At 39.0% G+C, this 24,846-nt stretch carries 24 protein-coding genes and 1 pseudogene; 2 read left to right on the top strand and 23 right to left on the bottom strand.

Going from position 1 to position 24,846, the window contains the following annotated elements; all coding sequences use genetic code 11:
- Window positions 1–47 precede the first annotated feature (47 nt).
- The 8 genes from nrdR to polA all read right to left on the bottom strand — a co-directional run bounded on the left by nrdR (window position 48) and on the right by polA (window position 7,821).
- Entirely contained in the window at window positions 48–509 is a 462-nt protein-coding gene (nrdR, locus tag QUF49_RS06340; RefSeq protein ID WP_188401624.1) for a transcriptional regulator NrdR, read from the bottom strand.
- Between the two features lie 72 nt (window positions 510–581).
- The gene (locus tag QUF49_RS06335; RefSeq protein ID WP_289494881.1) at window positions 582–977 is read right to left on the bottom strand and encodes a cytosolic protein; all 396 of its coding nucleotides are present in this window, start codon (window positions 975–977) and stop codon (window positions 582–584) included.
- 104 nt (window positions 978–1,081) lie between these two features.
- Window positions 1,082–1,465 carry an adenosylmethionine decarboxylase gene (speD, locus tag QUF49_RS06330; protein WP_066396744.1) on the bottom strand — a complete coding sequence of 128 codons (384 nt, stop codon included), beginning with the start codon at window positions 1,463–1,465 and terminating at the stop codon, window positions 1,082–1,084.
- Window positions 1,466–1,789: 324 nt separating this feature from the next.
- Window positions 1,790–2,830, bottom strand: a complete 1,041-nt coding sequence (locus tag QUF49_RS06325; protein WP_289494880.1) for a glyceraldehyde-3-phosphate dehydrogenase — start codon at window positions 2,828–2,830, stop codon at window positions 1,790–1,792.
- A gap of 143 nt (window positions 2,831–2,973) precedes the next feature.
- Window positions 2,974–3,570, bottom strand: a complete 597-nt coding sequence (gene coaE / locus QUF49_RS06320) for a dephospho-CoA kinase (protein WP_289494879.1) — start codon at window positions 3,568–3,570, stop codon at window positions 2,974–2,976.
- 20 nt (window positions 3,571–3,590) lie between these two features.
- Window positions 3,591–4,232: a sporulation membrane protein YtaF gene (gene ytaF / locus QUF49_RS06315; RefSeq protein WP_289494878.1), complete on the bottom strand. Its 642-nt coding sequence runs from the start codon at window positions 4,230–4,232 to the stop codon at window positions 3,591–3,593.
- 60 nt (window positions 4,233–4,292) lie between these two features.
- Window positions 4,293–5,114: a DNA-formamidopyrimidine glycosylase gene (gene mutM, locus QUF49_RS06310; protein ID WP_289494877.1), complete on the bottom strand. Its 822-nt coding sequence runs from the start codon at window positions 5,112–5,114 to the stop codon at window positions 4,293–4,295.
- 64 nt (window positions 5,115–5,178) lie between these two features.
- Window positions 5,179–7,821: a DNA polymerase I gene (polA, locus tag QUF49_RS06305; protein ID WP_289494876.1), complete on the bottom strand. Its 2,643-nt coding sequence runs from the start codon at window positions 7,819–7,821 to the stop codon at window positions 5,179–5,181.
- Between the two features lie 195 nt (window positions 7,822–8,016).
- Here polA and QUF49_RS06300 point away from each other — a divergent pair, with 195 nt between their 5' ends.
- Window positions 8,017–8,184, top strand: coding sequence for a hypothetical protein (locus QUF49_RS06300; RefSeq protein ID WP_289494875.1), 168 nt, complete (start codon window positions 8,017–8,019; stop codon window positions 8,182–8,184).
- Between the two features lie 115 nt (window positions 8,185–8,299).
- Here QUF49_RS06300 and pnpS read toward each other — a convergent pair whose 3' ends face one another.
- From pnpS to QUF49_RS06265, 7 genes are all read right to left on the bottom strand, one after another.
- Entirely contained in the window at window positions 8,300–10,030 is a 1,731-nt protein-coding gene (pnpS, locus tag QUF49_RS06295; protein ID WP_289494874.1) for a two-component system histidine kinase PnpS, read from the bottom strand.
- Window positions 10,030–10,740: a response regulator transcription factor gene (locus QUF49_RS06290; RefSeq protein WP_289494873.1), complete on the bottom strand. Its 711-nt coding sequence runs from the start codon at window positions 10,738–10,740 to the stop codon at window positions 10,030–10,032. Before QUF49_RS06290 ends, pnpS begins: the two co-directional genes overlap by 1 nt.
- Before the next feature lie 459 nt (window positions 10,741–11,199).
- Window positions 11,200–11,676, bottom strand: coding sequence for a MaoC family dehydratase (locus QUF49_RS06285; protein WP_289494872.1), 477 nt, complete (start codon window positions 11,674–11,676; stop codon window positions 11,200–11,202).
- Between the two features lie 89 nt (window positions 11,677–11,765).
- The gene (mdh, locus tag QUF49_RS06280; RefSeq protein WP_289494871.1) at window positions 11,766–12,704 is read right to left on the bottom strand and encodes a malate dehydrogenase; all 939 of its coding nucleotides are present in this window, start codon (window positions 12,702–12,704) and stop codon (window positions 11,766–11,768) included.
- A gap of 72 nt (window positions 12,705–12,776) precedes the next feature.
- Window positions 12,777–14,045: an NADP-dependent isocitrate dehydrogenase gene (gene icd, locus QUF49_RS06275; protein ID WP_066396762.1), complete on the bottom strand. Its 1,269-nt coding sequence runs from the start codon at window positions 14,043–14,045 to the stop codon at window positions 12,777–12,779.
- 114 nt (window positions 14,046–14,159) lie between these two features.
- On the bottom strand, window positions 14,160–15,275 hold the full coding sequence (citZ, locus tag QUF49_RS06270) for a citrate synthase (protein WP_289494870.1): 1,116 nt from the start codon (window positions 15,273–15,275) through the stop codon (window positions 14,160–14,162).
- Window positions 15,276–15,524: 249 nt separating this feature from the next.
- The gene (locus QUF49_RS06265) at window positions 15,525–15,986 is read right to left on the bottom strand and encodes a DUF441 domain-containing protein (RefSeq protein WP_289494869.1); all 462 of its coding nucleotides are present in this window, start codon (window positions 15,984–15,986) and stop codon (window positions 15,525–15,527) included.
- Window positions 15,987–16,039: 53 nt separating this feature from the next.
- Here QUF49_RS06265 and ytvI point away from each other — a divergent pair, with 53 nt between their 5' ends.
- Window positions 16,040–17,158 (top strand): sporulation integral membrane protein YtvI, encoded by a 1,119-nt coding sequence (gene ytvI, locus QUF49_RS06260; protein WP_289494868.1) that lies wholly within the window; start codon window positions 16,040–16,042, stop codon window positions 17,156–17,158.
- Window positions 17,159–17,187: 29 nt separating this feature from the next.
- Here the strand turns inward: ytvI and QUF49_RS06255 are convergent, their stop codons facing one another.
- The 8 genes and pseudogenes from QUF49_RS06255 to QUF49_RS06220 all read right to left on the bottom strand — a co-directional run bounded on the left by QUF49_RS06255 (window position 17,188) and on the right by QUF49_RS06220 (window position 24,775).
- Window positions 17,188–17,322 (bottom strand): hypothetical protein, encoded by a 135-nt coding sequence (locus tag QUF49_RS06255; RefSeq protein WP_289497721.1) that lies wholly within the window; start codon window positions 17,320–17,322, stop codon window positions 17,188–17,190.
- A gap of 259 nt (window positions 17,323–17,581) precedes the next feature.
- On the bottom strand, window positions 17,582–17,944 hold the full coding sequence (locus tag QUF49_RS06250) for an FxsA family protein (RefSeq protein ID WP_289494867.1): 363 nt from the start codon (window positions 17,942–17,944) through the stop codon (window positions 17,582–17,584).
- Window positions 17,945–18,083: 139 nt separating this feature from the next.
- Window positions 18,084–19,838 (bottom strand): pyruvate kinase, encoded by a 1,755-nt coding sequence (gene pyk, locus QUF49_RS06245; protein WP_289497589.1) that lies wholly within the window; start codon window positions 19,836–19,838, stop codon window positions 18,084–18,086.
- Between the two features lie 94 nt (window positions 19,839–19,932).
- Entirely contained in the window at window positions 19,933–20,892 is a 960-nt protein-coding gene (gene pfkA, locus QUF49_RS06240) for a 6-phosphofructokinase (RefSeq protein ID WP_289494866.1), read from the bottom strand.
- A gap of 118 nt (window positions 20,893–21,010) precedes the next feature.
- Window positions 21,011–21,988 (bottom strand): acetyl-CoA carboxylase carboxyl transferase subunit alpha, encoded by a 978-nt coding sequence (accA, locus tag QUF49_RS06235; protein WP_289494865.1) that lies wholly within the window; start codon window positions 21,986–21,988, stop codon window positions 21,011–21,013.
- Window positions 21,973–22,846 (bottom strand): annotated as a pseudogene (accD, locus tag QUF49_RS06230) (acetyl-CoA carboxylase, carboxyltransferase subunit beta). The gene accA and the pseudogene accD overlap by 16 nt, the downstream one beginning before the upstream one ends.
- Before the next feature lie 16 nt (window positions 22,847–22,862).
- Window positions 22,863–23,513 (bottom strand): FadR/GntR family transcriptional regulator, encoded by a 651-nt coding sequence (locus tag QUF49_RS06225; protein ID WP_289494863.1) that lies wholly within the window; start codon window positions 23,511–23,513, stop codon window positions 22,863–22,865.
- 20 nt (window positions 23,514–23,533) lie between these two features.
- Window positions 23,534–24,775, bottom strand: a complete 1,242-nt coding sequence (locus QUF49_RS06220) for an NAD(P)-dependent malic enzyme (RefSeq protein WP_289494862.1) — start codon at window positions 24,773–24,775, stop codon at window positions 23,534–23,536.
- Window positions 24,776–24,846 lie beyond the last annotated feature (71 nt).

Raw genomic sequence — 24,846 nt, 5'->3', positions numbered from 1 at the left:
TTATGTTAAAGGAACAAAAAGAGCGTTACAGCAGTATACCAGACGCTTTAACGCTCCTCTTTGTTAATGAGTTCCTTAAGTTCCTGTATAAAGACGTTAATATCTTTAAATTGGCGATAAACTGAAGCAAATCTTACATAAGCAACTTCATCCGTTTTAGACAAGTGTTCCATTACCTGTTCACCAACAGCTGTACTTGAAATTTCAGATGCACCTGAGTTTCGCAATTCTTTTTCAATACTATCTACTATATTTTCAAGTGTTTCCAAGGGAACAGGTCTCTTTTCACATGCTTTAATAAGCCCACGAAGAATCTTTTCGCGGCTGAATTCTTCCCGTTCCCCGCCCTTTTTAACAATGATAAGCGGTGTTTGTTCTACCGTTTCAAATGTAGTAAATCTATAGCTGCAAGATTCACATTCCCTTCGTCGGCGAATGGACCTTCCGCTATGTACAGGTCTTGAATCAAGCACTTTTGTTCCGTTGTGCTGGCAAGTAGGACACCTCATTGTAATCATCCCCAAAAAATTTTCTATTCTATATCTATCTTAAAGAAAAGGGAGGAATGTGACAAGCTATTCCTACAATTTTTCAGCCATAGACGTCCCAATAAACGTAAGCTTTTGTTTTAACATTTCGTAAATGCTCGTGATCAGTCTCTGATTATTGCCGAAATTAAAGGGAAGAGCAGATTCTGTAGAAACATTAAGGTCTACAGCTGTACGATTTGGCTTCACTGTTACGACACTTACTACAACAAATGCATTCTTAGGCTGTCTTACCTCAAAGGTTACCTCTCCCCTTTCTTCTGAAAAACCAAGTTCCTGAAAATTGGTATCCTCATCTAAGATTTGTTTAATAACTCTCATTACTTCATGCTTATTAGCTTTAAAATAATGTGTTTTAAGCCTTTCGTCTACATGCTGTTCACTCGTTTCTGCATGGCTTTCCATAAGATTTTGAAGTTTTCTAAACATAGTAGTCCTCCAAAGCAACGTAATTTGTATCGTATTATTCCCTATTTTTAGTGAAATAAAAAAGAGGTGTGAAATCTCACACCTCGCTTACATTCTGTTTTTAATTATTGAGCAGTAACTTTTGATTTGGCAACGGAAATTGGACCCATTCCACGAGGAACTTCCAAGTTTTCACGTTTCTTAGCGCCTAATGCTTCTGAAATGTAATCAGCAGCTACGTTAGGATCAATTCGATCTCCACACGTATAAACATCAATACTTGCATAACCATGCTCAGGAAAACTGTGAATAGTTAGATGAGATTCAGAAATAATAACAACCCCACTTACACCATGTGGAGCAAATTTATGAAAAGCAACCTCACGAATTTCTGCACCTGCTTTCAATGCAGCATCAACGAATGTCTCTTCAATAAATTTCATGTCATTTAATTTTTCAGAATCACAACCCCATAACTCAGCAATTACGTGTCTTCCCATTGTATCCATTAGCATAGTCCCCCTTTTAAAAATAATCATGCCTTCAAGCATGCGGTATTGAACATCCACCACGGGGGCAAGTTAGTCCAAAGAGGTCCTAACCCTTTAAGTAGCATTCAACGCCTTTGTTTGCTTTATTTGAAGTTCACGAAACATAGTATACTTCTTTTAAAATTTATTTGCAATAAGTATGGGCAATTTTTTTTGTATCAATTTTTTGATGCGATTCATTTTTGTTGCCTGTCCTTTACTGCCAGTATGATTCTCTTTAAGTATTTAGTAAAACAAAAAAGAGCTGGCAAGTTCCAGCTCTCGGAATATATATTTTTTAATTTACGAAACCGATACATTCTTCTCTTGAACAGGCGTATTCAATGCAAGGCTAACATGCTTTGCAAGATCTACAACTCGGCAAGAATAACCCCACTCATTATCATACCAAGCAAGAACTTTAACCTTATTCCCGTCCATCACCATAGTCGATAATCCGTCTACGATCGAAGAGTTTTCATTTCCGTTATAATCGATTGAAACTAAAGGAAGATCGCTATACCCGAGGATACCTTGCATGGATCCTTCAGCAGCTGATTGAAACGCATGATTTACTTGATCTTTTGATACTGGCGTCTTAAGTTCCACAACAACATCTACCAAAGAAACATTTGGAGTTGGAACGCGAAGGGCCATTCCATTTAGCTTTCCTTCTAAATGCGGAAGAACTTTTGAGATCGCTTTGGCTGCACCTGTTGATGTTGGAATGATAGATGTTCCGCATGCACGTGCACGTCTTAAATCTTTATGTGGATTATCGATATTCTTTTGGTCATTTGTATAGGCATGAACCGTTGTCATCATGCCAGATTGAACACCAAACTGATCATCTAGCACTTTGATTACTGGTGCTAAACAATTTGTTGTACAAGATGCATTTGAAATAATATGATGTTCAGCTGAAATGTAATCGCTGTCATTTACACCCATAACAATTGTAATATCTTCATTTTTCCCTGGCGCTGTAATGATTACTTTCTTTGCACCCGCTTCAATATGAAGACCTGCCGATTCTTTTGAAACGAATTTGCCTGTAGCTTCTATAACAATATCAATACCTAATGTTCCCCAAGGAAGTTCGCGAGGATCACGGGAATTTACTAAAAGAACTTTTTTTCCGTTAACAAAAAGGGCATCTTCTCCAGCGATAACGTCTCCAGGATATGTTCCGTGTATAGAATCATATTTAACCATGTGAGCAAGTGTTTCTGCTGGATAGCTGGCATTAACAGCTACAACCTCGAATTCATCGTTCTCCATCATTTTACGGAAGACCATTCTTCCGATTCTCCCCAAGCCATTAATTGCAATTTTTGCTTTCATGAAGCTGCTCCTTCCAATGTGTTATACTCTTTATGGTATCTATCTGTAAATAGTATATCATAATGAACCACGAAAAGAACATACTTTTATTTAAAATAGGCTAAAAAGGGGCTTATATATACAAAAAACAGACCTTATCATTCTTAAGGTCTGTTTTTTGTATCGTTTAGCAGCTGCAGAACACGACTCTCCAACTCTGTAAGAGAACCGTTATTCTCAATCACTATATCTGCTAGTTTCTTTTTCTCGTCGATCGGCATTTGTGATTGAATTCTAGATAATGCTTGCTGTTCCGTAAAATCGTCTCTTAACATAAGACGCTCTAACTGTATTTCAGGTTTTGCATATACGAGCCAGGTTCGATTCACCATGTGCGTAAGTTTACTCTCAAATAGTAGAGGAATATCCATTATCACTAAAGATTCGCCTGCTTTAAGGTAGGAATCAGCTTGCAGCCGCATCTCTTTCCGAACAGCAGGATGTACTATATTGTTTAGTACACTTCTTTTTTCAGCATCGTTAAAAATAATTTCTCCTAATTGTGCTCGATTTATCGTCTTGTCTTCATGCAAAATACCTGCGCCAAAACTAGAGACAATTTTTTCATATGCTTCTTTTCCTGGCATAACAACTTCCCTGGAAATGATATCAGCGTCGACTATAGGAATTCCTTGATTCCTTACTATCTGGCTGACTGTCGATTTCCCAGTTGCGATGCCTCCTGTTAATCCGATTATCAATCGTTTTCCCCCTGTTACTGTTACATTTTTAGCAAACCCATTACAATCAATAATACACCTGGCAGAATGGATAAACCCTTCATCCAATTTGTTTTATTGAATAAATATAAACCTAACGCCATTCCACCCCACAAGAACAACGCACTCATTACAGCAATCGTAAAAGTTGTTAAAAAAGGTGAAAGATCGATAAGTGCGGCTCCGATTCCTGCTCCAAACGCATCAAGCGATAATGCTATTCCTAGCAGTACAGCTTCCCAGCCTGTTATGGAACCAGACTTATCAATATCAGCCATCACTGGTTTCTTCAGAATGTGTATGACGATGCCTAGAGACTTAATTTCAAAAAGCACAATGTTCTTAGGTTCTTTTTCATTGCTCTCAATGTTCTCTTTCTCTGGCAAAAAAACCTGCCATAGAGAATAGATTCCTATTCCTAAAAGAATCACGCCTCCCAATATCTCACCCGTTTTTGGCGAAATGAATTGTTCTAACGCAAATCCGAGCACCATTGAAAGTAAAAAGGTAACAGCTGAACAAATTGCAATGATCATTATGGAGCGAAAAGGAATTTTAATGGATTTCATTCCATACGTTAATCCGGCTCCAAAACTGTCCAGGCTGACGGCTAGTGCCAGTAAAACAAATGAGTAAGCCACCATGTTCCTGTACTCCTTTCAGTTAACGGTAAACGTAGTATATGAAAGGAGCAGTAAAATGGTTTATCTTTGACAAGACTTACAAATATGAGTTCCTCTTCCGGCTACGACTAACCGTTCGATCTCGGTCCCGCATACCCGGCACGCTTCATTTTTCCTGCCGTACACAAATAATTTCAGCTGAAATCCACCTGTTTCACCCATCGCATTCGTATAAGAACGGATGGAGCTTCCGCCATGCTTAACGGATTCAGATAATATATCCGTTATTGCGTTTTTTAATTTCTTTAACCTGTGAAGTGATAATTCATTCGCAGGTGTCTCTGGATGTATGCCCGCTTGAAACAATACTTCATCCACATAGATATTTCCTAATCCAGCTAAAAGCGTCTGATCTAGGAGTACTGCTTTTATATTTCGTTTTCTGTTAGAGAATAACTTTTTCATAAGAGCTGCTGTTAAGGAATCTGATAGAGGTTCTATTCCTAGCGTTTTCAACGGGGCATTACTTTCTTCTGTCCCTTTTGGATACAAGTGCATAGTACCAAACTTTCTTACATCACGATATCGAAGCTCTGTTCCATCGGTAAACTCAAACACCACGTGTGTGTGCTTATCAGCAGGTTCATCCGATTCAAACAAACCGTATTTGCCTTCCATTCGCAGATGAGAAACTAAAGAATCTTCATTCAGATGAAAAATTAAAAATTTACCCCTTCTGTACACCTTTTCAAAAGTTTGACCTGTGAGCTTCATGACAAATTCTTCCGTACAAGGATGTTTGATAATATTATCCCAATGAATTTTTACATCTTTAATTACTTTGCCAGGCAAAAATTGATTCAGCGTATTTTTGACGTTTTCTACTTCAGGTAACTCAGGCATCAAGTCCACCTCCTTTATTAAGAAAAACAGCACCCCACTTTTAATGAGGATGCTGTTTTTTTATTTATTTTGCTTCAAACCAGGAATCTCCCCAGTTCACATCTACTTTTAATGGCACATCTAGTTCAACTGCCTGTTCCATTACCTCACAGACAATTTGTTCTAGCTTTTGTAATTCATTCTCAGGTACTTCAAAAATAAGTTCATCGTGAACGGTTAAAAGCATCTTCGCTTCTAGTTTTTCTTTACTTAAACGCTGATCCATGTCCACCATCGCTTTTTTTATTATATCAGCTGCTGTTCCCTGGATCGGAGTGTTCATAGCTGTACGCTCAGCAAAACTGCGAAGGTTAAAGTTTCTGCTGTTGATTTCTGGTAAATAACGTCTTCTATGAAGAAGAGTTGAAACGTATCCGCTTTGCTTTGCTTCTGTAACGCTATCCTTCATGTATTGCTGTACACCTGGAAAACTTTCTAAGTAAGACGCGATAAATTCGCCTGCTTCTTTTCTTGTGATTCCTAGACTTTGAGATAATCCATAATCACTAATTCCATAAACAATACCAAAGTTAACGGCCTTTGCATGTCGCCTCATTTCAGATGTTACTTCGTCTTCTCCAACATGAAAAACGTCCATGGCTGTTTTCGTATGAACATCCATCTCCTTTTTGAAAGCTTCCATCAAGTTTTCATCTTGAGAGATGTGCGCCAGTACTCGCAATTCAATTTGCGAATAATCGGCTGCAAGAATCTTCCATCCGGGTTCTGAAGCCACAAAGGCATGTCTGATCTTCCTTCCTGCCTCTAAACGTATCGGGATATTTTGCAGGTTCGGATCGATCGAACTGAGTCTTCCTGTCTGAGCAAGCACCTGGTTAAAGCGAGTATGAATTTTCCCTGTATCTTCTTTCACAACTTTTAAAAGACCTTCGATGTAAGTTGATCTTAACTTACCCAGCTGACGATAGATAAGAATCTTATGAATGATCTCATGCTTTCCTTCTAATTTCTCCAAAACATCTACTGAAGTAGAGTAACCCGTTTTGGTCTTTTTTACAGGAGGAAGATTTAATTTCTCAAACAAGATTTCACCGAGCTGTTTTGGTGAGTTGATATTAAATGAAACACCTGCAAGCTCGTGAATTTCTTTTTCTAATGAAGTTAACTGCAGATCTAATTCAGCGCCCATCTTTTGCAGTGTATCTGCCTTAACCTTTACTCCGAACTCTTCCATTTTAGCTAGTACTAGAGCTAGCGGCATCTCTAGATGATAGAATAAATCACTCTGTTCGTTCTCTTTTAACTTTCCATCTAGTATTTCACTCAATTGAAAGATGGTATTTGCTTTTCTGCATAGGTGTTCAGCTAAAACCCCTTCTTCTTCCGGCAGCTTTTTCTTAGCACCTTTTCCGTATACAGCTTCATTCACATCTACATTGGATTTCCCATATTGCTTTGCAACATCAGCCACCTCATCTAAAGATTCAGCAGGATTTAGCAGGTATGAAGCAAGTTGGATATCAAATTCAATTCCATTCAACGTTATTCCTTGACCGTGTAATGCTACATGAGCTCTTTTGGCATCAAACATGACCTTTTTTTGTTTGTCATCTTGCAGCCAATCCTTAAATTCAGTAGATTCTTCTGCAAGAGTGGAAGAGATATAAAACGTTCCACTTTCATTGCTGAGCGCAAACCCATGAATTTTCGCTTTATGATAATCTTCTGTAAGAGTTTCCACAACAAGGGCAGAAGGACTTCTTAGCATGTCAGGCTCTATTTTCGTAACAGTCTGAAAGCTAAGCTCTTCTTTTTCTGCATCTTGAAGGACTTCTTCTTCACCACCTAATCGTTCTAGCAGCGAGTTGAAACCTAGCTCTTTAAATAGAGGAAAAACAGAAGAATTATCATAGCCTTCGTAGTTTGTATCTTCTAAACCAATCTTAACAGGGGCTTCCTTTGTGATAGTAGCAAGCTCTTTACTCATTAAAGCTTGTTCCTTATTTTCTGTTAAACGTTCTTTCAGCTTAGCTCCTGAGATCTCATCAATCGAATTCAATACTTTTTCAATCGTTCCGTATTGTTTGATAAGCTTGATCGCAGTCTTTTCTCCAACTCCAGGAACGCCTGGAATGTTGTCTGACGGGTCTCCCATCAGACCTTTCATATCAATGATCTGATCTGGCGTGATACCATATCGTTCATTTACTTGTTCGACTGTATATGCTTCTACCTCTGATATTCCTTTTCTCGTTAAAACAACTTCAACATCCTCGGTAACGAGCTGAAGCAAGTCTTTATCGCCAGTAAAAACTTTGACATCCCATTCACCATCTGCCGCATGCGAAGCAAGTGTTCCGATGATGTCATCGGCTTCATAATTCTCAAGTTCATAACGTTTAATTTCAAAAGCATCTAATAGCTGTCTGATAAAAGGAAACTGTTCAGATAGTTCAGGTGGCGTTTTTTGACGGCCGCCTTTGTATTCACCAAACGTCTTATGGCGGAAAGTCGTTTTCCCAGCATCAAAAGCAACAAGGATATGAGTTGGCTTTTCATCTTCTAAAATCTTTAATAGCATTTGCGTAAACCCATAAACAGCGTTTGTATAAACGCCTTTGTCGTTGTTTAAAAGGGGCAGAGCAAAAAAAGCTCGATAAGCAATACTATTTCCGTCAATCAGCACTAATTTATTTGTTTTTCCCAAGTCCGTAACCTCCTGAGGACAATTCTCTACAATCTATTGTATCATGACCGCTAACAGAAACAAAAAAGAAGAACAAAAGGAGCAGTGCTTCGCGTTTTTTAATGAATTTTCTTTTTAATGGTTGTTTTCTAACGGATTGTTGCTTCTTAATGTTTTTATTCATTCGCTTCTTTGACAAGTTGATTGGAGTGCAAGGTGCGAGACTCCTGCGGGACAGGCGGGCAGGTGAGACACTTATACGTGAAATGTAAAAATGTGGCTCACCGCCTGCCCCGCGGAAAGCGAAGCACCTGGAATGGAGATCAACCACTTTCAAAAGCAACAATAAATACGAAAACAATGGACATAAAGGAGTTTTACTAACAAAAAAGGCGAGAATCCAAAGGATTCTCGCTAAGGGGGTACTGAAAAAGGATACTTTTATAATAAAGTCTGACTATTAATTAAAGAAAACAAGGGTGTAAAGGATTTGTAAATCTTAAGACTCTATCTTTTTTGGAAATAATATTGTGAAAAGTGACCCTTCACCAGGCTTACTTTGAACGTAGATGGTCCCATGATGAGCTTCTACAAGATGTTTAACAATAGCAAGCCCCAGTCCAGTTCCACCTGAATTCCTGCTTCGTGCTTTATCTACACGATAGAATCGCTCGAAAATGCGAGGAATCTCACTTTCTTTAATACCGATTCCTGTATCTTTAACGACTAGCTTAACATGCTCTTCAAGTTCTTCGACAATTACAGATACACTGCCACCGACAGGCGTATACGTTAAGCTGTTTGATACAAGGTTGATGATAATCTGTTTCAGCCGCGGAGGATCTCCATCCATCATTGTATTGCCTATAACCTCGACTGAAAGTGAAATCTCTTTTTTTTCAGCCTTTGGAAGTAAAATCTCTACCGTTTCGTTAACTAATGATTCTAAATTAGTCTGTTGTACTTCTATCTGAAAGCTTTGCTCACTTTTTGATAAATCAAGTAAGTCTTGTATCAGCGCTTGCAGTCTGTCACTTTCATTCAAAATTATAGTTAAGAACTTATTTCGGAACTCTGCATTTTCTCCAGCACCATCTAAAAGTGTTTCAGCAAACCCTTTTAAAGAGGTAATTGGTGTTTTGAGTTCATGAGACACATTGGCTACGAAATCTTTTCTTACCTGCTCTAGTTTTTTTAACTCCGTTATATCGTGAAAAACGAGTACTATTCCTTTCAATTTGCCTTTAGCATTTAATACGGGTGCGCTATATACATCAAAATGCTTTCTTTCAATATGAATCGGAATGACTGTGTTTTTCCTTACATTTTTTTCAGTTAGATACGTTTCTTTAACGATATCTTTAATAGAAGCATGTGGAAATACTTCGTAAAACAGATGGCCCGTCCAATAATCAGCATGCTCCTTGAATAGTTCTTTAAATGCTTTATTCACTAAATTGATATAGCCGTTTGCATCAATTAAAATTAGTCCGCTGCCCATATTTTCTATTAGTGTTATTAAGCGGTCATGCTGTGATTCCTGTGATTTTGTCATTTTTTCTAGATTTCTAGCCAATACGTTCAATGAAAAGTTTAACTCTCCAATATCCTCCCCAAAGTACTCATATGTTCTTGCTTTAAAGTTCCCTTTTGCAAGTTCTTTAGCGGTTTGGGTCGCCTCTTCAACAGGCCGAACAATCTTATGAATCACTTTAATAGATACGTAAAGAATGATAATAAAACATACTAAAAAACCGACTGACATCATGATCCATATTGATCTCTCATCTGATTCCGCAGAACCTTCTGGAATGGCAAATTGTATATACCCTGATTCATCTTTCTTTTTTAATGTATAATACAATTTGCCATTCTCGTTCTTTTGCACGAGACTCTGATTCGATTGTTTTGTATCACCTGGATAATAGGGTGCCATGTTTCTTGGACTGTCCCCGTCAGATGTATACTTTACATTCCAGTCCGAATCCAGTACATAGATTTCACCCTTTAAGGATTTAGAGGCTGTTCTCAATATGTTGGTTATGATTAATTTTCGTTCCTCTGTCTTTAGGACTTCTTCAATCAGGCTTAATTCTCCCGTATAGAATTCCATTCGTTTCTCTTTAACACTGTGATGAACGATGTTTCCCATAATTAGCGCTAAAAGAATAAAAACAAGTAAAATACCGAGTAAAAAAAACGTAAGTACCCGGTTTTTAAAGTCATGCATTATTGAGGCTCCTCTAATTTATAACCTAACCCTCTAATCGTTTTGATATAAACAGGCTTACGCGTATTGCTTTCAATTTTTTCACGAAGATGACTAATATGCACATCAACAATTCTCGTATCTCCTACAAAATCATAATTCCAAACCGCTGATAGAAGCTGCTCTCTCGAAAGAACACGGCTCTTGTGCCGAGCTAAATAAACGAGCAGTTCAAATTCTTTTGGTGTTAGTTCTAGTGCTTTTTCTTTAAAATAAGCTTCATAATTCTCAGGATAAATATCTACTTCACCAATTCTGAGATGCTCAACTTCTTCTTTTGTTTTTTCAGAATCAGTATTCACTGATGCAGTCCTGCGGAGAATGGCTTTCACTCTAGCTACTACTTCTCTTGGACTGAATGGTTTAGTCATATAATCATCAGCACCTAGCTCAAGGCCTAAAACTTTATCAAACTCATCATCTTTAGCCGTTAGCATGAGAATAGGAATATTTAGTTTCCTTAGACGGAGCTCTTTACAAACTTCTATCCCGTCCATTTCTGGCAGCATGAGATCTAGTATGATCAGATTGGGCCCTTCGCTTTCTGCCTTCTCTAATCCGCTCTTGCCATCCATTGCCGTTACTACTTGAAATCCTGCTTGTTCTAAGTTAAATTGCAACAATGTTGAGATGGATATTTCATCTTCTACAACGAGTAACTTTTGGCTCATTCACATTCCCACCTTTTTACGACTTGTACAAATTTATCATACTATTTTTTTATTAGTGTGTACAAAAATCGCAAAATTTTCATACCGACTTTACATACCCTTAACATTCCCTTTACATTGTTGTTCTATTTTTTCGTTATTGTAGTGCTGAGTATACTTACTATTTACAACAATGTTCATCACAAAAAAAGCGAGCATCTTGAAATGAAAATCAACGGCTATCAAAACATAACTATAGGATTTCTTCATTGACTAATTGATTGTAGTGTAAGGTGCGAGACTCCTGGGGGATCAGTGTGACAGGTGAGACCCCGCCATCGCAAAGCGGTAGGGAGGCTCACCGCACACCCCCCGGAAAGCGAGCACCCTGAAACGGAAATCAATGGCTTTCAAGAGCATTCAAAATCATCTAACAACCTTTTAAAAAGAGCAAAAAAATAAACCTTTCAGATGAAAGGTTTAAAAATTCTCCATTGTATTAGATGTGATGGACTTTGGTGGATATGGCGGACATACTTGTAAACTGCTCTTCAGCACTTCAATGCCATCTTCATTTTTCGCTGTAACTTTCATATATACAAGATGATTATCACGGTCTACATCTGTGATTTCAAATAGAAAAGTTAGCTTCGAATAATGAAAGACGGGTTTAACAAAAGAAAATTGAGATTCTACGATAGAGCTTCCTGGACCCGGTAAATATTTGGACACAGCAGAAGTTACCATTCCCATGAGCATGATTTGAGGTACGACCGGTTTTTTAAAAGGTGTAAGTGTTGCATAATCATGCTGTATGAACAATGGGTTATTATCATTGGTTAATCCTAAATACAGAAGAAGATCTTTATCTTCAATTGTTTCCTGCATCTCCAGCTTTTCGCCCGCTTGGATTTCGCCTATCTTTCTTCCGAGCTTTCGTTTTTTTCCAATCAGCATTTTAAGACCCCCTTTTTCATGGTAGCGCTTTCATTAATTATAGGAGAAAAGATCCGGGGTACGCCCGAATCTTTCTTACTTTCACATGCTTATGCTAATACTTTCATAACTGACTTTACAGACTCCGCGGATTGATCAAGAGCTGCTTTCTCTTCAGCTGTAAGTTCAAGTTCAATAATTTCTTCCAGACCGTTTCCTCCAAGGATAGTCGGAACACCAAGACAGATACCTTCATAACCGTATTCACCTTCTAAATAAGCGATTGAAGGAAGCACTCTTCGTTGGTCTTTAACGATCGCTTCAACCATCTCAACTAATGAAGCAGCTGGCGCATAATATGCGGAACCGTTACCTAATAGATTAACGATTTCTCCGCCGCCTTTACGTGTACGCTCAACAATAGCATCAAGACGATCTTTAGAAATTAATTTTTCTAGTGGTATTCCGCCTGCATAGGAATAGCGTACTAACGGAACCATATCGTCTCCGTGTCCGCCAAGAACAAAGCCAGTAACGTCTTTTACAGAAAGGTTTAACTCCATAGCAACAAATGTGCGGAAACGAGCTGTATCAAGAATTCCAGATTGTCCAATTACACGGCTCTTAGGAAAACCTGACTCTTTTAGAACCGTATAAGTCATAGCATCAACTGGGTTCGTTAAAACGATGATCGTACATTCAGGAGAATGTTTTACGATCTCTTTCGTTACGCTTTTCATGATTCCCGCGTTCGTATTCACTAAGTCATCACGGCTCATTCCAGGCTTACGAGCGATACCAGCAGTAATAACGACTACATCAGAACCCGCTGTATCTGCATAATCACTCGTTCCTGTAATCGCAGCGTCAAACCCTTGAACAGGGCTCGCTTCCATCATATCTAGCGCTTTCCCCTTTGTTGGGTTTTCCATTTGGGGAATATCAACTAATACTACGTTTCCAACTTCTTTTTGCCCTAAGATGAATGCCGTCGTTGCTCCGGTAAATCCGCCGCCAATAACTGAAATCTTTTTACGTTTGTTAGCCATGTCTTTCCCTCCAGAAACATTATAATTTCTTCGTCTTTTGAAAAGACCCCTCGCGAAAGGGGCCAACAAAGATTACATATTTTTGATTAGTTCGTCTGCAAACTCTGAACACTTAACTTCAGTTGCACCGTCCATAAGACGAGCAAAGTCATATGTTACAACTTTACTAGCAATTGTATTTTCCATTGAAGAAAGAACAAGCTTAGCAGCTTCTCCCCAACCTAAATGCTCAAGCATTAATACTCCTGAAAGGATAACAGATGATGGGTTTACTTTATCAAGACCTGCGTATTTTGGAGCAGTACCATGAGTTGCTTCAAAGATTGCATGTCCTGTTTCGTAGTTGATGTTTGCTCCTGGAGCAATACCGATTCCACCAACTTGTGCAGCAAGTGCATCAGAAATGTAGTCACCGTTCAAGTTCATTGTTGCAACTACATCAAATTCAGCTGGACGAGTCAAAATTTGCTGTAAGAAGATATCAGCGATTGAATCTTTCACGATGATCTTCCCAGCAGCTTCAGCGTCAGCTTGAGCTTTGTTAGCAGCGTCTTTTCCGCTCTCTTCAACGATACGGTCGTATTGAGCCCATGTGAATACTTTGTCGCCGAATTCAGCTTCAGCTAGCTCATAACCCCAGTTCTTGAAAGCACCTTCTGTATATTTCATGATGTTTCCTTTGTGAACAAGCGTTACACTCTTACGGCCTTCGTTGATCGCGTATTGGATCGCAGCACGTACTAGACGCTGAGTTCCTTCTGAAGAAACCGGTTTGATTCCGATTCCTGAAGTTTCAGGGAAACGGATTTTGTTTGCACCCATCTCATCTTGCAGGAATTGGATCAGTTTTTTCACTTCATCAGAACCGCTTGCATACTCGATACCCGCATAGATGTCTTCTGTGTTTTCACGGAAAATAACCATGTTTGTATCTTCAGGGCGTTTTACTGGTGAAGGAACACCTTTAAAGTATTGAACTGGACGCAAGCAAGTGAATAGGTCCAACTCTTGTCTTAATGCTACGTTTAAAGAACGAATTCCTCCTCCTACTGGAGTTGTTAAAGGTCCTTTAATCGCAATTATGTAATCGCGAATCACATCAAGTGTTTCTGCAGGCAGCCATTCACCTGTTTGGTTAAACGCTTTTTCTCCAGCAAGAACTTCTTTCCATACGATCTTCTTCTCACCGTTATATGCTTTTTCAACAGCAGCTTCTAATACACGTGAAGCAGCAGCCCAAATATCTGGTCCAGTACCGTCACCTTCGATAAAAGGGATAACCGGTTGATTTGGTACGTTTAATACACCATTGTCGACTGTAATACGTTCTCCGTTAGACATTCTAAATTCCTCCTAATTCTTCAATTGCATGTACTTTACTAGTCTACTAAAAAACATAGGTAAAAGAGAAGAAGAATCCCTTCTCTTTTTACGTTATGTCATATTGATTTAAATTTATCTTTGCTCTAAAGCTACATAATGCTGCATATCAGGTCCGATATATTCAGCACGCGGGCGGATTAAGCGGTTGTTTTCGTATTGTTCTAAAATGTGAGCAATCCATCCAGAAACACGGCTGATTGCAAAGATTGGTGTGAATAAGTCATGATCGATTCCTAAGCTGTGGTAAACACTCGCAGAATAGAAATCTACGTTTGGAAGCAATCCTTTTTTCTGCTTTAACGTGTCTTCAATCTTCACGCTCATTGTGTACCATTTCTCTTCCCCAGTAATGGCTGTAAGCTGTTTGGACATTTCACGCAAATGTTTCGCGCGTGGATCACCATTCTTGTACACACGGTGACCAAAGCCCATGATCTTTTGTTTGTTCTCGATTGCATTCTCCAAGTAAGATTCAACATTTGCTTCTTCACCAATTTCAGAAAGCATCTTCATTACTTGTTCATTAGCTCCACCGTGAAGCGGTCCTTTTAGTGCACCGATTGCCGCTGTGATTCCTGAATAGATATCAGAAAGCGTAGCCACACAAACACGCGCAGTAAATGTAGAAGCATTCAACTCATGGTCTGCATGCAATACTAATGCTTTATTAAAGGCTGTTTCAGAAATTTCATCAGGCTCTTTGCCTGTTAGCATATATAGGAAGTTAGCCGCATAGCTAAGTTCTTTTTTAGGAGCGATCGGATCTTTTCCTTCTCTAATACGTGCAAATGCCGTCACAAGGGAAGACATCTGTGCCTGAAGACGGATGGCCTTTTTATAGTTTCCTTCCGTAGACATATCCTCTGCATCTGCATCATACATCGCAAGTGTTGAGACGATTGTACGTAATACAGTCATAGAATGTGCATTCTTCAAAGGAAGCGATTTCATTTGTTCCAACAATTCTGCAGGCAGCTCACTTGCCTCAGCTAGTTCTGATTTAAATTGATCTAATTCAGATTGGTTAGGCAGTTTACCATTCCAAAGCAAGTATACAACTTCCTCAAAAGTTGCATGTTCAGCTAAGTCATCAATGCTATATCCTCTATAGGTTAAAACATCGTCAATGATAGAGCTGACAGAAGATGTTGTTGCAACAATTCCTTCTAATCCTCTTGTAGCTGTCATGGCTATCTCTCCTTTTTTTCTGTTATTCTCTCTTCTCCTTTAATTATTTCACTTTTTAAAAAATAGAAAGAGCTTACATTTTTCTCTTATAAAAAAGGCGGATTGCCTCTTGCATTTCCGGCTTTTTAATCTCAAAACTGAGACTTGAAAAATGAAAGACTATTTAAAGGAAATGGGACATACACATCAATTATAAACAATAATCTGATATTTGTGAACGGATATCACTTAATTCGTGTGTGATAGGCCTCATGAACCCGTAAACATCCCGACTATCTTCATTGCCATGTAAGCGATCCCTGCACCGATTAATGGTCCGACTGCTACTCCTTTAAATAGAGCGACAGCAAGAATCGTACCAAACACTAAAGCTGCTGTTATATGAGGGTCATTTTGCAGCAAGTGAAGTCCTCTGCTTGCAATAATAGCAACAAAAACCCCTGATAATAAGGCAATCCAAGCATAAGATGAGCGAAGTGCTTCTGATAGTTGTCTAAAGCCGATTTCACCGGAGGCTATGGGTACTAAAACGGCAATCGTAATAATTGTCACTCCCCAATTTATTCCCTTTTGCTGAAAGAGAGAGAACCACTTTTCACCTAATCCGGTAAATTTTAACGCTAATAAAAACGCCACTGCGATTATTAAAGATTGGTTCTTTGCGATTACACCAATGACTAATAATCCTATTAGAAAAAGAATAGGTTCCATAAATAAAATCCTTTCTGATTAAATGATATGTATGAAAAAGGCGGGTGAAAAAAGTGTATACCGAATTGACACATCGATTAATTCGCTTAATCTCTATTCTATTTTTTGCATCAGTTCTTATTTTCACCAGTTATTATGTTTCAGGCATTTTGTATCCATTTATTGCAGGGGCAATTATTGCTCTGCTCATCAATCCATTTGTAGATTTTTTAACTGCCAGATTTAAAATGAATAGAGCACTTGCTGTCATTCTTTCCATATTAGCTCTTCTTGGTGTTCTTGTCTTATTATTAACATTGCTTATTCAAGAAATGATGACCGGATTTGCCTATATTGCCCATGAGTTGCCTGCTTACATTCAAGAGCTTGTGTTTTATTTTGAAAAATCTTTTAAAACAAATATCCTGCCGTTATATCAAGATATGCTCTCTATTTATAGCCAGTTAGGAACTGACCAGCAAGAAACAGTTATGGATAATATCGAGAAGATCGGAACAGGAATTACTACGACAGCGACAAGTATTACTCAATCCATTATTAACAGCGTCTCTTTAATGATTGTAAGTCTTCCTACTTTTTTAACGGTATTCATATTTTCATTATTAGCTGCCTTCTTTATTAGCAAAGACTGGTACAGACTGACGGGTTTTCTCACTTCTACCTTTCCTAAAAAGTTAACTTTGACCGTTCATACTGTTTATATTGAATTGCGAAAAGCGTTATTCGGATTTATAAAAGCACAATTAACTTTGATCTCTATAACGGCATGTATCGTATTAGTGGGTCTACTTATTTTACAGATCGATTATGCGGTAACAATTTCTGTGTTAATTGGAGCCATTGATTTGCTTCCATACCTTGGTACAGGCGCAGTCTTTTTACCCTGGATCGCTTATTGTTTCTTAACTGGAAACTATACACTTACGATAGGGCTCTCCATCCTTTATGGTATTGTTGTTGTTCAACGTCAGGTCATGGAGCCTAAACTTTTATCCACAACCATCGGACTGGACCCTCTCGCAACACTAGTTGCTCTGTTTGCAGGCTTCCAGCTATTCGGTTTTGTAGGTCTGATTATAGGTCCCGTGATTCTCGTTATCATGCGAGCACTTTATGAAGCGAAGTTTTTCCACGAAATCTATCAGTTTGTTATGAAGCCTATACAAAAGTAAAAAAGCTGTTTTCGTATTCTATGATGCTTTTAGCAGGTTGATTTCCGTTCCAGGTGCTTCGCTTTCCGCGGGGCAGGCGGTGAGCCACATTCGTACATTCCATGTATAAGTGTCTCACCTGCCCGCCTGTCCCGCAGGAGTCTCACACCTTGCACTCCAATCAACTTGTCAAAGAAGCGAGTGAACTAAAAGATTAAAAAACAACAATCCCTTTAGAAAAGTAGTTAAAAAAACCAAATAAAAAAACGTCTGCTTAATTATTCAAGCAGCGTTTTTTTAGTGAACTTGTCGATTAACATTTTCATGATAAATTCCAATCAGCTTGTCCAAGAATGGTTTATAGAAAGCAATTTATAAGAGAACACAAACCAGCTATTACATTCTAGAGAAGACTTTTAGAAATGGAATACTTCAGGATTCACACTATCTTCTTTTTATAAAATAAAATTGACCTGACTTCATCTTTTGAAAGATCTTTGCTTTTATCCAAAATTTTACGGGCTTTCTTAACGGGGGAAAGAGTAAAGAAAAACCTAAAAAGTCCGTTAGAAATCCTGGAGTTAACAGAAGTGCTCCTCCAACTAGTATACACGCTCCGTCTAAAACAGCATCACCTGGCATCTGTCCGCTTTCGAGCTGTCTCTTTACACGCTGCAGCGTTTCTGTTCCTTCTTTTTTTGCTAAATAAGCACCTAATATGCCGGTGAAAAGTATGCATGCGATTGTAGCAGGAATACCTATATATTGCCCTGCTAAAATAAACAGAATTACTTCTATTGTTGGCACTATGATAAAAATTGGCAATAATACTCGGAACAAATTAAATCACCACTTTCAATAGAAAAATAATATCCTGCCCATTTCTAGGATATATGGAGTTTTACGCAGCAAAAAAGAGAAGGTTTCATCCTTCTCTTTTCATCATTTAGATAACACTCTTTCTTCCATCGTATATATAACCAACAGAAGCATCAATTGTAATCTCTTGACCATCTTTAAAGATATCAGTTGCATTTTGAAGTCCAACAATAACTGGGATGCTTAGAGAAACTCCACAGACAGCCGCATGGCTAGTTAAGCCGCCTTCTTCTGTAATAACAGCTGCAGCTTTTTCAAATGCAGGCATCATATCACGATCTGTGCCGACCGTTACAAGAATCGCTCCTTCTGTCATCTTCTCCATCGCTTCTTGAGCTGTTTTTGCTACAACTACTTTACCTGAAGCGGATGATTGTCCAATTCCTTGAGCTTTTGCAAGCACATCACCAATAATGTGTACTTTCATCAAGTTCGTAGACCCTGATTCACCAACAGGAACACCAGCAGTAATTACAACTAAGTTACCGTGTTGAACAGCCTCTGCTTTTAATGCAGAGTCGATTGCAATTTGGAACATTTCATCCGTAGTTCCTGCTTTTTCTCCTTTAACTGGTGTTACACCCCAAACAAGAGCAAGCTTGCGGCAAACATCTTCATTGCTTGTTACAGCGATGATTGGCGCTTTAGGACGATACTTCGAAATCATTCGAGCTGTTTGCCCTTTTTCAGTTGCCGTGATTACTGCATCTGCATCCAAGTTAAGCGCAGTAAAGGAAACCGATTGGGAAATAGCATCTGTGATCGTTGTTTTGCTTTCTTTGCTTTTTGAAGATAAAAGTGTCTTGTAGTTTAATGAGCTCTCAGCACGGCTGGCAATTTTGTGCATCGTTAGAACTGCTTCAACAGGATAGTTACCAGCAGCCGTTTCTCCTGATAGCATGATAGCGTCTGTACCGTCGAATATAGCGTTAGCTACGTCACTCGCTTCAGCACGTGTAGGACGCGGATTACGCTGCATAGAATCTAACATTTGTGTTGCCGTAATAACTGGTTTTCCGAGCTCGTTACACTTCTTGATAAGCATCTTCTGAACTAGAGGAACTTCTTCAGCAGGGATCTCGACACCTAGGTCACCACGAGCTACCATTAATCCATCGGAAACAGCAAGAATCTCATCAATATTATCTACACCTTCTTGATTCTCAATCTTAGGGATAATTTGAATATGATTTGCATTGTGTTTGTCCAAAATTTCACGGATTTCAAGCACATCAGTTGCACGTCGTACGAAAGATGCAGCAATAAAATCAACACCTTGTTCAATACCAAACTCAATATCTTTTGCATCTTTGTCTGTAATACCAGGAAGCTTTACGCTTACGTTCGGTACGTTAACACCTTTTTTGTTTTTTAATGTTCCTGAGTTTAAGATTTTTGTAGTAAGTTCATTCTGACCGATTGCAGTTACTTCAAGCTCGATCAATCCATCATCAAGCAGGATTCTTGAACCCACTTCAACATCTTCAACAAGACCAGGGTATGTTACAGAGATCTTCTTATCGTTTCCGATAACTTCTTCCATAGAAACGATCAGTTCATTTCCCGCTACAAGTTCAGCTACTCCACCTTCAAGTGTTTGAGTACGGATTTCAGGACCTTTTGTGTCTAAAAGAATGGCAACCGTTTTACCAAGCTCTTTAGAAGCTTCACGGATGTTTATAATTCGTTGACCATGTTCTTCAAAGTCACCATGTGAGAAATTTAGGCGGGAAACGTTCATCCCCGCATTCATCAAATCTTTTAATTTATCAATGCTTTCGCTTGCAGGACCTATCGTACAAACGATTTTAGTTTTACGCATCATGTAAATGGCCTCCTGAGTTCTTTTTTTTCGCAAGAAGGCATCGTACGGACTAAATACAGATTTCTGCAGCCGTACGATGCTATTTTGCTGGCTATATGGATAATTCCTGAGATAATCGATACATTTGTTTATCAATGTTATGTTTTCTTGATAAAACCTCTGTAATGTCATAATCAACAAGTTTGTTATTTTCAATACCTACTGTACGTCCAGCTTTGCCTTCTAATAGCAGTTCAACCGCTTGCGCACCTAGTCGGCTTGCTAATACACGGTCAAAAGCAGTAGGGGATCCGCCACGTTGGATATGTCCTAAAACCGTAACCCTTGTTTCAAACCCTGTAAGTGTTTCAATTTCTTTTGCAACATCAACACCGCTTCCACAGCCTTCTGCAACAATGATAATACTGTGTTTCTTTCCGCGCTCATGTCCTCTTTTAAGTTTTTGAACCACTTGTTCCATCTTGTGATCTTCTTCTGGTATAAGAATAGTTTCTGCTCCATCAGCTAGTCCTGCCCATAATGCAAGGTCACCTGCATCTCGTCCCATAACTTCGATGATGTACGTACGTTCATGAGAAGTAGCTGTATCACGAATCTTATCGATAGCATCTATAATCGTATTTAAAGCTGTATCAAATCCAATTGTGAAATCTGTTCCAGGAATATCGTTATCGATCGTTCCAGGAACTCCAATCGTAGGATATCCTTGTTCAGATAACTTCTTCGCTCCTTGGAAAGATCCGTCGCCACCGATGACAACTAAGCCTTCGATACCAAATTTCTTTAGCTGCTCGATCCCTTTTTGCTGACCTTCTGGTGTTTTAAACTCTAAACAACGTGCTGAATGAAGCATTGTTCCACCACGATGTATAATATCTCCAACAGAACCTAATTCTAGTTTCTTTATATTCCCTGAAATTAGTCCTGCATAACCATTGTATATCCCATAAACTTCTAAGTCGTGATAGATTCCTTTTCGAACAACCGCTCGAATTGCAGCATTCATGCCGGGTGAATCTCCACCACTCGTAAGAACTCCTATCCGTTTCATGAAACATTTCACCTCTCTAGTTCTCTCGTCTTATTAAAATATCATGTTCAAATGTTGAACACAATAGACAACAATAGACAAAAAAATGCGCCTTTCCTTAAGCAGAAAGGCACATTCCCTATTTAACAACAATGGAATCGTTTACAAACCCAAATTGTCCGATTTTTTTATATTTTTCATAACGCTGATTTATGAGCTCTTCTTCAGACATTGATAACAAGTTATTTAAGGAATCCTCCAAAATCTGGTCGATTAATTCAGCTTGGTGCTTTGCATCTTTATGCGCCCCGCCCTTAACTTCTTCTATGATTTCATCAATAATTCCCATTTCTTTCAAGTCTGGAGCTGTGATTCTCATAGACTCTGCAGCTTTTTTAGCTAATGAAGCGTCTTTCCAAAGAATCGCAGCAGCACCTTCTGGTGATATAACGGAATAAGTTGAGTTCTCCAGCATGTGTACATAATTACCAACACCCAGTGCAAGAGCACCGCCGCTTCCACCTTCACCGATCACAACACAAATAACAGGAACCGTTAAGCCAGCCATCTCAACAAGATTTCGTGCAATGGCTTCACTTTGTCCTCTTTCTTCTGCTGCTTTCCCAGGATAAGCTCCTTTCGTATCGATAAAACAAATAATTGGCCTATTAAACTTCTCTGCCTGCTTCATCAAACGGAGTGCTTTACGATACCCCTCTGGGTGAGGCATACCAAAGTTACGGCGAAGATTTTCCTTCGTATCTTTTCCTCTTTGGTGACCGATTACCGTAACAGGAAGTTCCTTATAAAAAGCTACTCCACCAACAATCGCTTCGTCGTCACCAAAAAGGCGGTCTCCATGTAATTCAATGAAATCGGTAAAAAGATAGCGAATATAGTCAAGGGTGGTCGGTCGTTCAGCATGTCGGGCAATTTGAACACGATCCCAAGGTTTCATTTCTGAATACGTACTATTCTCAAGGTTGGACAATTTTTCTTCCAGCCTATTGATCTCATCTGTTAAGTCAATACCCTTTTCGTCCATAAAAGATTTCAACTCTGCTATCTTTTTTTCAAGTTCGTGTATGGGTCTTTCAAATTCTAGTTCTGCCGCCATGCTTTAACGCCTCCCTTCTGTATGCATCTTTAACAATGTACTCAATGTCTTTTTCATATCACTTCGATGAATAACTCTGTCGAGCTGGCCATGTTTTAACAAAAACTCAGCAGTCTGGAAATCTTCTGGCAATTCTTGACGAATCGTTTGTTCAATGATTCTTCTTCCAGCAAATCCGATTAGAGCTTTTGGCTCTGCGAAGTTATAATCTCCAACAGAAGCAAAACTAGCAGATACTCCCCCAGTCGTTGGGTGTGTCATAACAGAAATAAACAACAAACCTTTGTCACTTAGTCTTCTAAGAGCAACACTCGTTTTGGCCATTTGCATCAGACTTAGAACACCTTCTTGCATACGAGCACCGCCTGATGCCGTGAAAATAATAAATGGAGTTTCATTATCGACGGCGTGTTCAATCGCACGTGTAATTTTTTCCCCGACAACAGAACCCATGCTGCCCATTCTAAACCGTGAATCCATTACAGCCAGTGTTACATCAAGTCCATTCATCTGACCTGCACCTGTAACAACTGCTTCGTTTATCTTTGTTTTCTTTCGGTCCCCCTCAAGCTTTTCCACATAATCAGGGAATTCTAGAGGGTTTCCTGAAATCATATCAGCATCATATTCCGTAAAGGTTCCTTCATCAATCAGAGAAGCTATTCGTTCTTGGGATGACATCGGATAATGATACTGACAGCCTTGACAGACAAGCAGATTTTTCCTGAGCTCTTTGGTTACCATGATGTGCTTGCACTCTGGACATTTACTCATAATGCCTTCAGGTACATCTTGTTTTACTTTACCAGTTGGTATTGTGGCATATTTTTTCTTTTTAACAAACAAACCTTTAATCATGAATGAATAACACCACCTATTCGATTGCGTTTAGGGCATCGTTTTGTTTTGATAACAAATTCGTTAGCTTCTCGGCGTTCTTTTGTTCAAGAAGTTCTAGAACTTCTTTACAAAGAGCCGGTGGCCAAAAGGATTTTGCTTGTTGCAATGATGATCCATAACCCGTAAGCTCCACATATAAACGATAAAGAAGATGATTGCCGCATGATTGAATCACAGTTTTTTCAAATTGTTTACAGACTTCATTTGTTTTCCCATTTCCGTCTTTATCCATCTGTTGAATTAATTCCTTCAGGATGCTGATCGTAGATGAATCACATCTAAGAACAGCAAGCTCTGCACAATCCTTGATTACGATATGTCTTGTTTCCTGAAGATCTTGTCTAGCTTTTTTGTCGTTTAAAATGAAAGACGCTAGCACTTCTACAAGACGATGGCCTGTTGCTTCACGTATAAAAGTCCCTTCTCCTCTTCTGGTTTCTATTAAACCGAGCAGTTCAAGAGCCCTTAACGCTTCACGAACAGAAGACCTTCCGGCTTTTAAGCGTTCGCTTAGCTCCCTTTCAGATGGAAGCTTGTCACCCGCTTGAAGACCGTCTTCTACAATAATAGATTTAATCTGCTTTAAAATTTCAATATATACTTTTTCGGTAGGCTGGACAGACATTCCTCTCTCCTTTACCGGTTTCATTCATCTTTTCCGATAATTGCAAGTCTCTTTGTCTTTTCAGCGATGTCTTCTGGACTCATACGAATTCTTGCAACACCTGTTTCCATAGCAGCAGTCGCAACAGCTGCTGCAACTGCAGGAGCTACACGGGGATCAAACGGCGCTGGAATAACGTATTCTGCACTTAATTCAACAGGATTTACTAAGTTTGCAATGGCATGTACTGCTGCAATCTTCATTTCCTCATTGATATGAGTCGCTCTTACATCAAGAGCACCTCGGAAGATACCAGGGAATGCAAGTACGTTGTTAACTTGGTTCGGGAAATCAGATCGTCCAGTACCAATTACCATCGCTCCTGCTTCACGAGCTTCATGAGGCATAATTTCTGGATTAGGGTTTGCCATCGCAAAAATAATCGGTTCAGGGTTCATCGATTCTACCATTGCTTTAGTAAGAGCACCTTCTACAGAAACACCAACAAAAACATCAGTACCGCTAATGACATCAGCTAGTGTACCTTCTTGTTTTGTACGGTTTGTAAACCTTGCCACTTCTTTCTTTACACTATTCATTCCGAATGGACGGCCTTCGTAGATCGCACCTTTTGTATCACACATAATAATGTCTTTTACGCCGAAACGATCTAGCAATTTAATAATTGCGATACCAGCAGCACCGGCACCATTTACGACAACTTTAATTTTAGACATTTCACGTCCAGTTAATTTAAGTGCGTTTACTAGGCCTGCTAGAGTAACAATTGCAGTTCCATGCTGATCATCATGGAAGATCGGAATATTTGTTTCTTTTTTTAATCGCTCTTCAACTACGAAACAATTCGGTGCAGCAATATCTTCTAAATTCACTCCACCAAAAGTCGGCTCGAGGAGTTTTACTGTTTCAACAATCTTGTCCACGTCTGTTGTATTCAAACAGATCGGAAATGCATCAACTCCAGCAAAACTCTTAAAAAGAACGGCTTTTCCTTCCATTACCGGCAGTGCAGCTTCAGGACCAATATTACCTAGACCTAAAACCGCTGTTCCGTCAGAAACAACAGCTACAGTATTGCCTTTCATCGTATAGTCATAGACTTTAGATTTATCGTCATAAATATCCTTGCAAGGCTCAGCGACACCTGGAGAATAGGCAAGGCTTAAATCCTTTGCATTGCGAACAGGTACCTTTGATTTTGATTCTAATTTTCCTTGATGGGTGCGGTGCATGTGTAGTGCTTCTTCTCGTAATGTAGACATCTCTTCATCTCCTAATGGTTTTAAAATTTATGGTCGATGAGTCAAATTAGGAGGTGGTCAGACCACTGTTA

Origin of the sequence: Fictibacillus sp. b24, assembly GCF_030348825.1 — a bacterium.
Taxonomy (GTDB): domain Bacteria; phylum Bacillota; class Bacilli; order Bacillales; family Fictibacillaceae; genus Fictibacillus.
Note: the sequence above shows the minus strand (reverse complement) of the source record. Positions and strands in the feature narration are given on the sequence as shown.